General features: G+C 34.4%; 13 protein-coding genes. 7 read left to right on the forward strand and 6 right to left on the reverse strand.

Translation table 11 applies throughout. The features are described 5' to 3' along the window. The first annotated feature begins 1 nt into the window (after position 1). The 4 genes from EAG08_RS20115 (at position 2) to EAG08_RS20130 (ending at position 3,194) form a co-directional block, all read left to right on the forward strand. A complete protein-coding gene (locus EAG08_RS20115; protein ID WP_129537003.1) occupies positions 2 to 961 on the forward strand; it encodes a hypothetical protein in 960 nt (319 codons plus the stop codon). Positions 962 to 1,164: 203 nt separating this feature from the next. After that, on the forward strand, positions 1,165 to 1,581 hold the full coding sequence (locus EAG08_RS20120) for a transposase (protein ID WP_129537004.1): 417 nt from the start codon (positions 1,165 to 1,167) through the stop codon (positions 1,579 to 1,581). A 180-nt stretch (positions 1,582 to 1,761) separates the two neighbouring features. Beyond that, on the forward strand, positions 1,762 to 2,088 hold the full coding sequence (locus tag EAG08_RS20125; protein ID WP_129537005.1) for a helix-turn-helix domain-containing protein: 327 nt from the start codon (positions 1,762 to 1,764) through the stop codon (positions 2,086 to 2,088). Between the two features lie 401 nt (positions 2,089 to 2,489). Next, complete coding sequence (locus tag EAG08_RS20130) at positions 2,490 to 3,194, forward strand: helix-turn-helix transcriptional regulator (protein WP_228446667.1); 705 nt, start codon at positions 2,490 to 2,492, stop codon at positions 3,192 to 3,194. A gap of 98 nt (positions 3,195 to 3,292) precedes the next feature. On the opposite strand, the gene EAG08_RS20135 is transcribed toward EAG08_RS20130, so the two are convergent. Beyond that, positions 3,293 to 5,092, reverse strand: a complete 1,800-nt coding sequence (locus tag EAG08_RS20135; RefSeq protein ID WP_129537006.1) for an ABC transporter ATP-binding protein — start codon at positions 5,090 to 5,092, stop codon at positions 3,293 to 3,295. Between the two features lie 164 nt (positions 5,093 to 5,256). Here EAG08_RS20135 and EAG08_RS20140 point away from each other — a divergent pair, with 164 nt between their 5' ends. The 3 genes from EAG08_RS20140 to EAG08_RS20150 all read left to right on the forward strand — a co-directional run bounded on the left by EAG08_RS20140 (position 5,257) and on the right by EAG08_RS20150 (position 7,812). Then, positions 5,257 to 5,835 (forward strand): hypothetical protein, encoded by a 579-nt coding sequence (locus EAG08_RS20140; RefSeq protein ID WP_129537007.1) that lies wholly within the window; start codon positions 5,257 to 5,259, stop codon positions 5,833 to 5,835. A gap of 330 nt (positions 5,836 to 6,165) precedes the next feature. Next, a complete protein-coding gene (locus EAG08_RS20145; protein ID WP_129537008.1) occupies positions 6,166 to 7,332 on the forward strand; it encodes an aspartyl protease family protein in 1,167 nt (388 codons plus the stop codon). 15 nt (positions 7,333 to 7,347) lie between these two features. Then, the gene (locus EAG08_RS20150; protein ID WP_129537009.1) at positions 7,348 to 7,812 is read left to right on the forward strand and encodes a hypothetical protein; all 465 of its coding nucleotides are present in this window, start codon (positions 7,348 to 7,350) and stop codon (positions 7,810 to 7,812) included. Between the two features lie 38 nt (positions 7,813 to 7,850). Here the strand turns inward: EAG08_RS20150 and EAG08_RS20155 are convergent, their stop codons facing one another. The 5 genes from EAG08_RS20155 to EAG08_RS20175 form a co-directional block, all read right to left on the reverse strand. Then, positions 7,851 to 9,209 carry a M20/M25/M40 family metallo-hydrolase gene (locus EAG08_RS20155; RefSeq protein ID WP_129537010.1) on the reverse strand — a complete coding sequence of 453 codons (1,359 nt, stop codon included), beginning with the start codon at positions 9,207 to 9,209 and terminating at the stop codon, positions 7,851 to 7,853. A 57-nt stretch (positions 9,210 to 9,266) separates the two neighbouring features. Then, on the reverse strand, positions 9,267 to 9,677 hold the full coding sequence (locus EAG08_RS20160) for an RDD family protein (protein ID WP_164998599.1): 411 nt from the start codon (positions 9,675 to 9,677) through the stop codon (positions 9,267 to 9,269). A 38-nt stretch (positions 9,678 to 9,715) separates the two neighbouring features. Continuing rightward, the gene (locus tag EAG08_RS20165; protein ID WP_129537012.1) at positions 9,716 to 11,113 is read right to left on the reverse strand and encodes a M28 family peptidase; all 1,398 of its coding nucleotides are present in this window, start codon (positions 11,111 to 11,113) and stop codon (positions 9,716 to 9,718) included. A 289-nt stretch (positions 11,114 to 11,402) separates the two neighbouring features. Further along, positions 11,403 to 12,644 (reverse strand): DUF1015 domain-containing protein, encoded by a 1,242-nt coding sequence (locus tag EAG08_RS20170; RefSeq protein WP_129537013.1) that lies wholly within the window; start codon positions 12,642 to 12,644, stop codon positions 11,403 to 11,405. A 7-nt stretch (positions 12,645 to 12,651) separates the two neighbouring features. Then, positions 12,652 to 13,611: a D-2-hydroxyacid dehydrogenase gene (locus EAG08_RS20175; RefSeq protein WP_129537014.1), complete on the reverse strand. Its 960-nt coding sequence runs from the start codon at positions 13,609 to 13,611 to the stop codon at positions 12,652 to 12,654. Between the last annotated feature and the right edge of the window lie 86 nt (positions 13,612 to 13,697).

Below are 13,697 nucleotides of genomic sequence, written 5' to 3' on the forward strand. Positions count from 1 at the left end.
TGTGGCTACAATTCCAAGTCCTGCAACTGGTTTATTGGTGTTCAATGAAGGAACAGCTGGTCTTTCTTATACAGGATACGTATATTGGGACGGTATCGAATGGAGACCTTTGGATGGGCGCTCATTAGCACCTGGTACGATAGGCAGTTTGGACTGTACAAACGCTACTCTTACTCCGATTACCTATACCGCAGGTACTCTTTATAACGGAACAATGTCAGTTCCCTATACCGCTGGAAATGGAGGAATATACGCTGCACAATCTATAGGACCTGTAAACGGACTTACAGCAACACTTGCAGCAGGTAATTTTGCACAAGGATCTGGTAATTTACTCTATACCATTTCTGGGACACCAACGGTATCCAGCCCGACTACAACAACATTTAATATTCCTTCAATTGGAGGACAAAGCTGTAGTGCAACAGTTGGTCTCGGAAAAGTATTAGCTCCTGGTGAATATCAATTCTTTACTTTTACATTACCAGCGACGTATACAGGATTATTAAGTGCACAAGTCGGCGGTACCTATAATGCTATTTTAGGCGGTAAAGTAAGATTGGATCTTAATTTTAATACTAGTTCCAATGCAGGTAGCGGAACTGTTTCCTACAATCCTCGTTTGGTAAATGTTTTTAGTTCTAACATTAAAGTTTGGTATGCTGCATTATCGAGTGTAGATCGCCAGCGCCGTGCGAACGTTTTATTAGCTCCAGGAGGTTATCTGGAAACAGATAATGGTATTTTCCTTAACTGGGGAGATAATATGAATAGTGGTTCAACTCCTGTAGTAGCTTCTAGCTCTAGTGATGATTCTCAGGAGATAGAAACAGTAGATTTAATTGTAGACGGAATTTGGTACAGAATTATCGTTTATGTTACTGTAGATAACCTCAATGATAATATCCCTGCCAATAACATCCGACGTGTCTTTATGACCGCACAAAGAATGTCTAACTAATAATAAGTTTCAAACCTTATTAAAAATCTTGTTGCTATTGAGTGTATAGTTATGGGAATTACTCCTGCTGACACGAAAGATATATAAAAATAGAACAGATTACATTATTTTATCCGGCAGACGAATTCGTCTGCCGGTTTATATATAAACCTATAAAATAGATACAGATTAAAAAATCTGTAAGATTCTAAAAATACAAACAAATGAATTTTAAAGAGATCCTGATAGGACCAGTGATTGAAAAAGAAGTTGCAGCACGTGGGATAGAACTTCCCCGAATTTGTAATTTTATGAAATGTACGGAACAGGAAGTAAAGGGAATGTACAAAGTAACAAGTATAGAAACAGAAAATCTGTTGAAATGGAGCAAACTATTAGAATATGATTTTTTCAGGCTGTATTCACAGCATTTGATATTGTATGCCCCAACGATGGCAGACACAAGTACAAAAACAAAAAAAACAATATTACCTCAGTTCCGCAAAAACATTTATACAAAAGAAGTTATTAATTTCATTCTGAAACAAATACAGTCAGGAGAAATGTCAAAATTTGAAGTAATAGAACGTTATAAAATACCAAAAAGTACTCTTTCTAAGTGGATAAGCAAGTATAAATAAATATAAATACCTGTTGGGAAAACCAAAAAAGAAATAACAGAACTTCTTGGGTAGGACTTTAATTTTTATCCTGCCGATTCTGGTTCTACATTTTATCTAAGAGTTGGTTGGAAAACAGAAGGGGCATCATACTGTATTTGAAAGAAGAAAAGTGATGTAAAATTAAAATGAAAACTACTTATGAAAAAATCAATCCCTGATTATAAGAGAATATATAACGACATTATTATAAAAGAGTTTCCGGATAAAAGAAATTGCTGTCTGCGATTATTACAGAAAGAAAGCTTATCTGTTGTGGATATTATAGAACTGAATGAGAAAATTTTCGGCATTCCAGACAAAGAAATTTTTATAGCCAATCAGAAGCACCGTTCTTATAGAGAAACAGATATTCTTAAAATACTTGATTACCAGAAAAAAAATAAACTCAACAATACCCAACTTGCAATCCACTTTAAATTAAGCCGTAATACGGTGGCCAAGTGGAAAAAAGACCTTGTGGTATAAAAGGGCGTGCTGTTTTTTGTTTAATGAAAAGCATTCAGGGAATGTCTGAAGTTTTTTAACGAAGATTTTGGTTGTATTTTTTTGATTTTACGAAAAATTAATTTTAAAAATATAAAGTTTATTACTAAATAAATATTACCTTTTTACATTATTTATAAACAATGTTGCGTCGAATATTGAATTATATAAAGAATCTGCATATTGATCCCGATGCGGACAGATTTAAGCGTCTAGATGCTAAACTATTGAATTTATTCGCATTTTCTATTGGGATTATTTTGCTTTTGAGTGGATTCAGGGATTTGCTGTTTGGATTCAGGAATTATTTTTTGGTTTTGTTTGTATTGGGATTTGTTTTTCTCTTTCTTTTCTTTTTTACAAAAGCTTGCCAAAATACCCTGATGTGGCTATTCGTTATCGAATTTTCTATGCTGTTGGTTTTCTTTTTTTCATCCACATCAGGTTTTGAAAATGGTTTGTCATTATATTATTTTTTACTGTTTATCACTTCACTGTTTATTTTTAATACAAGGAAAACATCGAAGTATATCATATTTGTTTTTGCTACCGCATTTGTTCTTTTTCTCATAAGTCACTTTTATGATTTCAGGATATTCAGGATTGGAGAAACAGGAAATATAAAGTTTTTAAAAAATCAAAGACTTGTTACTTTTATAGTAGTATTTATGGGGTTGGCGGGTCTTGGATATTTTATTTTATTAAAACACTTTACGATTTTGGAATTATACCAGAAGATTCTCAGGAGCGAAAAAATAATCTCTGATATGCGTGCAAAGCTTAACAGAAAAGACGATATAGATTTGGAGAATTTAGTAAAACTGGCCATGAATGACGATATCACTTTCATACCCAAAATAAAATCTTCATTTCCAAATTTATATGATAACCTCATGGAAATGAACAGTGCTATGACATCTGAGGAGTTCAAATTATGCGCTCTTCTCAAACTTGGTTTTACTACAAAAGATATAGCGGAATACAATCATATTTCAGTGCGGACAGTTCAGACGAGAAAAAGCAGACTAAGGAAATCATTCGGAATATCTGCTGATAGAGATCTGTACAAATGGATAGATACTATATAGATCGAAGCATATTTGTTTTGATGATGAGTATGCTTCATATTGATATTTTGGATATCTGGATTATCCTAATAAATGATAGTCACCTTAATTATAATCAATTAAACTTGTTTTGTAACCTTTCTTTCCCCAATCTGCTGTCTCCACATCGCATAATACAATCCTTTTAAATCCAAAAGATTCTCGTGCGAACCTGTTTCAATTACTTTCCCACGCTCTAAAACATAAATTCGGTCTGCGTGCATAATAGTGCTCAATCGGTGGGCAATCAGTACAGTAATTTGTTCTTTTTCTTCAGAAATTTCTTTTATGGTTGAAGTGATTTCCTCTTCTGTAATGCTGTCTAAAGCAGAAGTTGCTTCATCAAAAATCAATAAATTAGGTTTTCTCAATAAAGCTCTGGCAATGGCAATTCTTTGCTTTTCGCCACCGCTCAATTTCAGTCCGCCTTCGCCGATGACGGTGTCTATTCCATTTTCGGCTCTTTCAATTAATGTTTTAGCACTTGATTTATTTAAAGCTAAATCTAGATCTTCATCAGTAGCATTCGGATTGACGAACAATAGATTTTCTTTGATTGTTCCTGCAAAAAGCTGTGTGTCCTGCGTTACAAAACCAATCTGATTTCTCAGTTCATCAAAATCGAACTCTTTCCCGTTGATTCCATTATAAAAAATAGAGCCTTCTTTTGGCCTGTACAATCCGACTAATAATTTTACCAACGTACTTTTTCCTGAGCCACTTGGGCCGACAAACGCAATGGTTTCTCCATTTTTCACTTCAAATGAAATATCATTCAATGCTTTATAAGAAGCACTTTGATGTTGAAAAGAAACATGGTTAAAGTCTAATTTTTGAACCGCACCAATCTGTTTTGGTGTATGTGGTTTTTCCTCCACCTGTTTTTTCATTAAATTATCGAAGTTATGCAGCGATGCTTCAGCTTCACGATAAGAGATAATGATATTTCCGATTTCCTGCATTGGTCCAAAAATAAAGAACCCGTAGAACATCAATGATAAATATTGCCCCGGAGTAACGACATTTTTAAATATTAAATACAATAAAGTAAGGGTAATCAACTGTTGCAGAAAATTCACCATCGTCCCCTGAATAAAACTTAAAGAACGGATGCTTTTCACCTTTTTAAGTTCGAGACCAAGAATTTTATAAGTATTATTATTCAGACGTTTTACTTCCTGTTTCGTTAAACCTAAACTTTTAACAATCTCGATGTTACGAAGACTTTCGGTGGTGCTCCCAGCCAATCCTGTAGTTTCGGTAACGATTGTTTTCTGAATATTTTTAATTCTTTTACTTAATAAATTGGTGATAAAAGCAATGAGGAAAATTCCGACTACATACACCGGCATAATCGACCAGTGCAGACGAATCGCATACACCGAAACGAAAATAATACTGACTAAAATCCCAAAGAAGATATTGATGAAATTGGTAATGAATTTCACAGAATCTTCTCTTACTTTCGTGAGAATTGAAAGCGTTTCACCACTTCTTTGGTCTTCGAATTCCTGATAAGGTAATGCCATCGAATGCTGCAATCCATCAGTGAAGATATTAGCCCCAAACTTTTGGGTAATCACATTCACCACATAATCCTGAAAAGCTTTAGCAATTCTGCTGATCATCGCAGTTCCTATCAGTAATCCTAAAAAGTAAAATGCTCCGTGATAGATATCGGTTCCGTATAGATATTGATCCAGGCTTCTGGATACGACCTTTTCTTTATCAAAATGATTGGGATGCGTCACCAATTGATCGAGAATGTTTCCCGTAATTGCCGGACTAAATAAAGAAAAAACCTGATTGATGGTCGCCAAAACCAATGACAAAATCATCAACCACTTGTGAGGTTTTAAATAACGTAATAATGTTTTCATTCTTAAAAATAACTGCCTGCAAAATTACAGATATAAATCGGATAGCATATGGTATAAAAATAGATTTAGTGCATAAGAATTATGAGAATTTAAGTTTTAAAATTACATATATTTGAAAGCCTGATTACAGGATAAAATTCATCAATCAATCTTTAAAAATCATCATGTACAAGACAAGACTTCTTACATTAGCATTCATTATATTTTCTTACATTTCTTTTGCTCAAACAAAGGTGAAAACCGATGATCAGGCAATCAGAAAGTCTGTAGTTTATTTCGCCAACACGATTAAATACAAAAAATTAGACCAGACCGTCAGTTGTATTTATCCTAAATTTTTCACAGTCGTTCCCAAAGATCAAGTTACCCAGCTTCTGAATATGACTTACAATAATCCATTTGTAAAGATTGATGTGCAGGATATGAAGTTTGCCTCCGTCGGAAAACCCGAACTCATCGATGGTGAATATTTTTCTTTGACCAGTTATTATTTAAAACTCAAAGGCGATGTCAGCTCCATGAGCGATGAGATGAAAAATAAGATCGGAGAAATGTTGATTGCAAAATACGGAAAGGGTAGTGTAAAGTATCTCGCAAAAGAAGGTTCTTACATTATCAATGCGCCGATGAAAGCGGTTGTCATTTCGAAAGATAAAAAATCATGGAAACTTGTATTAGCCGAGAAAGAATATAAGTCTCAGCTGAAAAAGATCCTTCCAAAGAAGATTTTGGATAAGATTTAAAGTGATTAATACTTTAATTGTGTTAATAGAAAAAAAAGCTGCTAAATTTCATTTGTTCAATTTTATCAAATGGCAAATTACTAAACGAGATTGATATAATTAATTAATTAATTAATATCTTTTAAAAAATGTTCCTTTCTCGGTAGTTCTCATTTTAGAATGTAAGTTATTATTCCGAGGTAGCAAGATGATATTCCGAATTTGTAAGGTGGCATTCCGAGGTAGTAAGATGTCTCTACCATCTTGTCAGCTTCCTTTCCGAAGTTATCACTTTTAATAAATCAAATAAATATTACAAAAAAAATCTCTATTTTAGTATAAATTACCAGCATGAAGAAAAGTCTATTCTTGTTTTTGATATTATACATCACAACGGTTTCTGCACAGGGGAAAAGGTTTTTCGAAAGCGGGGAAGCAGTGCTTAAAAATCCTGTAGAGAAGATTAATCTCACTTTTGAAAATGAATTGCCTCTAGTGAAAGTAACCATCAATGGGAAGCCTTATCAGTTTTTATTTGATACCGGTGCACCGACAGTGATTTCTCACGCAGTTTATAACGAAATGAATCTTAAGAAAAAGCATAAAAGCAAAGTAGGAGATTCACAGAAAAATAAACAGGAACAGATTTTTACCCTATTGCCCGAAATGACCATTGACCAGATTGTTTTTAAAAATATTGGTGCAATGGTGATGGATCTTCAAGGTCATGAATTTGGATGTCTGAAAATTGACGGTATTATTGGTGCAAACCAAATGGCAAAGCTATTTTGGAGAATCAATTATTCCGAAAACCTGTTGGAGGCTGCAACAGATTTAAAACAATTTTCGACGGTAGATTATGCAACGGTTTTTAATTTTAATACAAAACTTCAGAAAACACCGATTATAGAAGCTCAGATTTTAGATAAGAAAATAAATATGACTTTCGATACCGGATTTACAGGAAGCATCAAGATTTCGGATAATAATTTTGATCCTAAAAACAGCAAAATAAAATATTTAGAAACATTTGGTATGAACTCTGTAGGCGCTTATGGGGCAGGAAAACCGGTTTCTTCTTATTATTTCAGACCCAAAGAATTAGAATTGGCAGCACAAAAATTTGAGAATGAAATTGTAATGACAGGAAGTTCAAGCCTTCTTGGAAATGAGTTTCTGAAGAAATTCAAATTTGTTATTGACTGGCAAAATCATAAAGTTTATCTACACCGCATTAAAAATACACCTTCAAAAATGGAATCTTTTGGTTTTGCTTACCGCTTTATCGATCTTAAAGCTAGGGTAGTTTTGGTGTTTCCGGAGAAAGATTTCCCTATCAAGATTAATGATGAAATTGTAAGTATCAACGATACCAGTTTTGAAAATTTAAATAATGAATCTTCGTGTGAATATCTCTTAAACAGAGTTGAAAAGAATACTAACTCTGTTAAAGTTAAAGTAAAAAGGGATGGTGAGATTCTGGATTTTACGGTTGATAAGAAAGAGTATTTGAATTGAAAGATACTAATGTTGATGAACAATTCTGATTCATATAAAATTTTAGAAGTAAATATTAATGGAACAGTTTCTTCATTAATAATACTAACGAAAGAGAAATGCTGGAATAAAATTTCCGATAAGTATCTTTATATTTTGACAGATATTAATGAGTTTGAGTATGTTGATTTTCATGAATTAAGAACTAAGGAAAGGAAGATTAATAGTGAGAAAGTTCCAAAAGATATTGATACAGTATTGAAATTTTTGTCTGAGATTTATTCCGATTTGTATGATGTCAACTGCTATATTTTTAAATCAAAAAAGGATTGTACCATAATTGAAATCCAATATTTTAGAAAATCAGATTTAGATAGTGAATATCTTGAGAAAGTGAGAGGTAATCGACCGATGTATCATGCAAAGATGTTACTTCCTCCTAACAAACGAAATGATTTAGAAAAATTTGACGTGAATTGGAATAATGACGGGATTATATAAAATAAAAAGTATACTATTTTCATGCGATAAAATTTTATCTACCAATTCTTATCAATCATATAAATCATCTGCGTCATCACCGTCGCACCAAGCAACAATTCTCTTCGGTTCACCTTTTCAAATGTATCTTCTTCAGTGTGGTGAATATCAAAATACCTTTGAGAATCCGGAACGAGCTCAGCCGTCGGAACTCCCATATCTTTCAACGGATAAATATCTGTCCCGGAATATCTGCCTTCAAAATCGTAAGCGCCATACGGTAAAAATAAAGGCGACCAACTTTTGATCTCGTTTCTTTTATTATCATCCATGTCAAGGGCTACACCTCTCGGAGAAAATCCACCTGCATCAGACTCTAAAGCGAAAAGATGTTTTTCTCCGGTTTCTTTTGCTGTTTTTCCATATTGTATTCCGCCTTTTACACCATTTTCTTCGTTGGCAAAGCAGACAACTCTTATGGTATGATTATTTTTGATGCCTAAATTTTTAAATGTTCTTAAAACTTCAATGCTTTGAACGATTCCTGCTCCGTCGTCATGTGCACCTTCGCCTACATCCCACGAATCTAAATGTCCGCCCACAACAATGACGCTCTTATCTTTTTTACCAGTGAGTTCACCGATGACAGAATGAGAAAGTTTTTCGCCTTTCATCCCACAATTGGAATTGAGTTTTGCGGTGATCTTTTGTGATTTTAATAAATTTTCAAGCTCGTCGGCTGTAGTATTTCCAATCGCCACTGCAGGAATTTTTGCAACATCATCTTTATATCTCATCGCTCCGGTATGTGGAACGTCGTCAAAAGCGGATGACAACGATCTCACGATGGCAAACTTTCCACCTTTTTGTGCGGTCAACATTGCAGCAGTTGAACGGTATGCAGATGCATCGCTATATCCTTTAAACGTTTCGATGTACGACTGACTGAAAGGGTAGTTGAAGAAAACAATCTTATCCTTTACCTTTTCGGCAGGAAGTTTTTCGTATTCAGCAAAAGATTTTACCATAATGATCTCTCCTGAAACATCTTTTCCTTTGGTACCTTCAGAATTTCCTAACGAAAGCATTTTGAGTTTTGTCCATTTTCCGCTGTTAGTTTTGATATGTAAAGATTCATTTCCTCTTTCCCAAACGGGGATCATCACTTCCTGAAGCCATACTTTATCTGCTCCGGCATCACGAAGTTTCTGCGCCGCCCACTGAACCGATTTTTCATATGCCTCGGAACCGCTTAAACGATGACCGATGTTTTTCGTTAAATCTCTAAGTTCATTGTAAGCTTTTCCTTTATTTAAAATCTCGGTTGAGATTCTGTTGAATTGGATGGAGTCTTCTTTGGATTGAGAGAATAAGTTTAGGCTTAGAAGTAGAATAATTGTTGCTACAAGTTTTTTCATGATATTGATGGCGAGAAAAATGAATTCTTTTATTAAAATATTAATTTAAAATGATTATTAAATTTTTACAACTTTAGTCTTGGCTAACAAATCACCTAATCTTTTACTTTCTTGTGAGTTTGTAATGATGATTATTGCAACTAAACCGAAAAAGAACATGTCAATGGGATCAACAATGTGTCTTAAAAATGACTGTTTTATAGTTATATCCAGCTCAGTTTTTTCGTCTACTGGTTTTAGTTTTACTAAATAATTTCCAAATGTTGATTGCAGATAAACTTCAATAACGCAATTATATACAAACCAAAAAATAAAAACTGGAAGTGCTTTTACGCCGCTCACATAAAATTCACCCTCTGAATTTACCTCACCAAAATATTTGATATATGTGAATGTTACAAAAAATATCACTGTGTAATCTATTAAACCAGCAATTATACGTCGGGACAAAAATTTTTCTTTTTTCAATTTTATTAATATTTACGAAAGTTTATCATTTTACTAAACTACCAATTTTTATCAATCATAAAAACCATCTGCGTCATCACAACCGCTCCCAAAAGCAATTCTCTTTTGTTGACTTTGTCGAAAGTATCCTTTTCCGAGTGGTGGTAATCAAAATATCTTTGGGTATCGACGACCAATTCCATTAATGGAATATCCAGTTTTTTCAGAGGAGCGATATCCTGAATCGCATAAGTCTGGTCAAAATCGTACACTCCGTAAGGAAGGAAATATTCTTTCCACGGGAAAATCAGGCGGCGTCTTTGCGGCGACATATCAAGGGAGAATCCTCTCGGAGAATATCCTCCGGAATCTGAACCTAAAGCGATGATATGTTTTTCTTCTTTCTTTTTAACCTGCGCTGCGTACGTTTCTCTGCCTTGTCCACCATTTTCACTGTTTGCATACAGTACAACTCTGATTGTGTGATTATTATCGTAACCCAATGCTTTAAATGCTCTTAAAACTTCCAGACACTGAACAACTCCCGAACCGTCATCATGCGCTCCTTCCGCAAAATCCCATGAATCGAGCTGAGCTCCTAAAACAATTACTTTAGCATCTTTTTTTCCGGGGATTTCTCCGATGATATTATGGTTGATGGTTTCGCCTTTTGATTCGGCGGTCATATTTAATTTTGCTTTTACGGTTTGCTTTTTTAAAAGCTTCTCCAACTCGTCTGCAGATTTTACTCCAATCGTAACTGCCGGAATTTTCACTTTATCTTCTGGTTCATAATAAATCTGTTTTGCATGAGGAATATCGTCTGAAGCCGTCGTCAGTGATCTTATAATTAAACCTCTTGCTCCTTTTTTACCAATCACAGAAGCGGAAAGCAATTTAGATTTAGCGGCAATAAGATAAGAATCTACTGTGCTGATCAATTTCTGATCGATAGGATAGTTGACGAAAATAATTTTATCTTTTACCTGCGCACTCGTAAAATTAACCAACTCCTGAACATCATTTACCAAAAGAATATCGTAGATCATATCTTTTCCGCCTGTTCCTTCAGAGTTCCCGAAAGAAAGCATACGGATGTTTTTCCATTCACCATTTCCGGCTTTGATCTGTAGAGATTCTCTACCTCTGATCCAAATAGGAACTCTAACTTCTTGTTTCCATATGTTTTCTGCGCCAGCTTCTTTAAGATTTCTCTCTGCCCATTCGGTAGCTTTTGCATAACCAGGAGTTGCGCTGAAGCGCGGTCCGACACCTTTTGTCAGTTCGCCAAGATTATCGTACGCAGTTCCGTTAGTCATGATTTCATCTGAAATTTTCTTGAACTCATCGATATAATTGAATTTCGGAATCGGCTTCGGCTTTTTGACTGGCTTCTTTTGAGAAAATAAAAATCCACTCAAAAAGAGTGGAAATATGATGAGCAGAATTTTTTTCATTGTACTGACCTTTTTCTTTTCGGTGCATAAAAATAAAGAAAAATTCAGTAAGTCTGACAGATATTGATTTTTACTGAGGTTTTTTAACGCAAAGGACGCAAAGATTTTTTGACTACTAACTGTTTTTAAGTTCGCCAAGGCGTTCCACTTAGCAAAGACTACGAAGATTTTAATTTAAATAAAATTTCATGATAAAAAAATCCTCAAAATTATTCTCTTTAGGTTTTAAGAAAATAATTTTGAGGAAATATTAGATTTAAATATTGTTGAGCAACAAGCTAAAAGCTAATTACTTCATGTCATACATCAACAATGCGGTTACCAATTTTGGTTCAATGAACGTACATTTTGGAGGCATACGGAGTTTTAAATCAGATATTTTAATCATATCATTAAAACTTACAGGATAAATTCCAAAACCTACTTTTCCTTCTCCGCTGTCTACTTTTTCTTTTAAAAGCTTGATTCCTTCAATGTTTGAACTTCCTTTGATGTAAGAAATCTGGTCTGAACTATCTGAATCTTCAATCTTCAAAATATCTTTTATAATATATTTATCTAAAAGATGATGATCTAAATTATCCAAAGACATCTCCTGAGAACGAAGGTCATGCTTTACGTGAAGAGAGTAGAACTTCCCATCGATGTACATAGAAATGTGGAATTTCTGCGATGGATAGTATGGAGCTTGTTCTTTTTCGTGAATTAAGAAATATTTCTCAAGACTTTTCAGAAATTCGTCTGTCGTCAAATCTCCGATGCTCTTCACAATTCTGTTATAGTCGTGAATTTTGATTGATTGGTTGGAAACTATGAAACTATACACGAAATTGTATGCTTCAGTTCCATTATGTTTTTTGTTTTTATCTTTCAAACGCTTTGCGTGAAGCGCAGTAGAACCAATTCTGTGGTGACCGTCGGCAATGTAGAAAGAATCGATCTGATCGATCACTTCCTTGAACTGCTGTAGTTTCAAACGGTTATCTATTCGCCAGATTTTGTGTCTGATTCCAACTGTATCAACGTGATTGAAAATCGGAACGTTTTTCTCCTCATGATTCATCAGCAATTCAATTTTTGAATTGGATGGATACGTTAATAATACAGGTTCTGCCTGAAGGTTTACTTTATCTAAATAATGAGCTAATTTCTCTTTTCTCTGAGGAATGGTACTTTCGTGTCTCTTTATTTTTCCGTTCCAGAAATCTTCTATATTTGCCAAGCCGAGAAGCCCTCTGAAAATCTGTTTGTTAGGGTAAATCTGCTCATAAAGATAGTATGACGAACTATCCTGAACAAGTGTTTTATCCTCCATCAGTTCTTCAAACGTTGTACGTATCTTCCTTAAATTCCGGTCTACATCTTTAGATTTACTTACAACATATGGTTTAATCATATTGATGTAAGTCTTTTCTTTTTGCGCTTTTTCAGCGATTTCAGCCTGTGTGAAATTATCTAAAGGATGAGTAGGAAATGTAGACTCATGATCTTTATGAGGTCTTATTCCACGGAAAGGTTTAAAAACTGGCATATATAATTTATAGTTTCTTTTTAATCTCAATAATCTGTTCGGCAAGCTCTATACCTATTTTTTCCTGAGCATCGATGGTGTTTCCGCCAAGATGGGGGGTGAGAGACAGGTTAGGATTCATTAATAAAATCAATTCTGGAGTCGGCTCAGTTTCGAAAACATCTAATGCTGCTCCGGCAACTTTTCCTGATTCAATATAATTAACCAAAGTTACTTCATTAAGGACACCGCCTCTTGCAGTATTTACAATAAACACACCATCTTCCATTTTTTCAAATTCGGGAGTGTCTATAACATATTCATTCGTTTTAGGCGTGTTGATGCTGATAAAATCTGTGTCTTTGTAGAAAGCATCAGAATCGTTGGTTGATGTGACTTCAAAATCAACAGTTTGTCCGTCAAAAAAACTCAAACTGATGGTTTTTGTTTTCGGTTTTCTCGTCAGAACTTTTACTTTCATTCCTAAAGAAATTCCCATCTTCACCACTTCCTGACCAATACTTCCAAAACCTATCACTCCCAAAGTTTTCCCTGAAAGCTCATAAGCATTGTTGAAAGATTTTTTCAAAGCATTGAAATGAGTATCTCCTTCCAATGGCATCAACCTGTTGGATTCGTGAAGAAATCTTGCTAAAGAAAAGAAATGCGCAAACACCAACTCAGCCACCGATCTTGATGATGCGTTTGGCGTGTTGATTACGTATAAACCTTTTTCAATGGCATATTCTACATCAATATTGTCCATCCCGATACCGCCTCTTCCGACAATTTTCAGACCCGGACAAGCATCAATTAAATCTTGTCTTACTTTGGTAGCACTTCTCACCAAAAGAACGTCTACGTTATTTTCATTAATGAAATTAATAACGTGATCCTGCGCAACTCTGTTGTCGAGTACTTCGATTCCAGCTTCTTTTAAAGCAAGTTCTCCTGCTTTGGAAATTCCGTCGTTAGCTAAGACTTTCATATTTTTTTCAATTTAAGGATTTTAAGATTAATTATTAAAAAATTCAATGATTTTGCTTAATAATTTTAATCTTGTCATCTTTCAAT

Source organism: Chryseobacterium sp. 3008163 (assembly GCF_003669035.1).
In the GTDB taxonomy this organism is placed as follows: domain Bacteria; phylum Bacteroidota; class Bacteroidia; order Flavobacteriales; family Weeksellaceae; genus Chryseobacterium.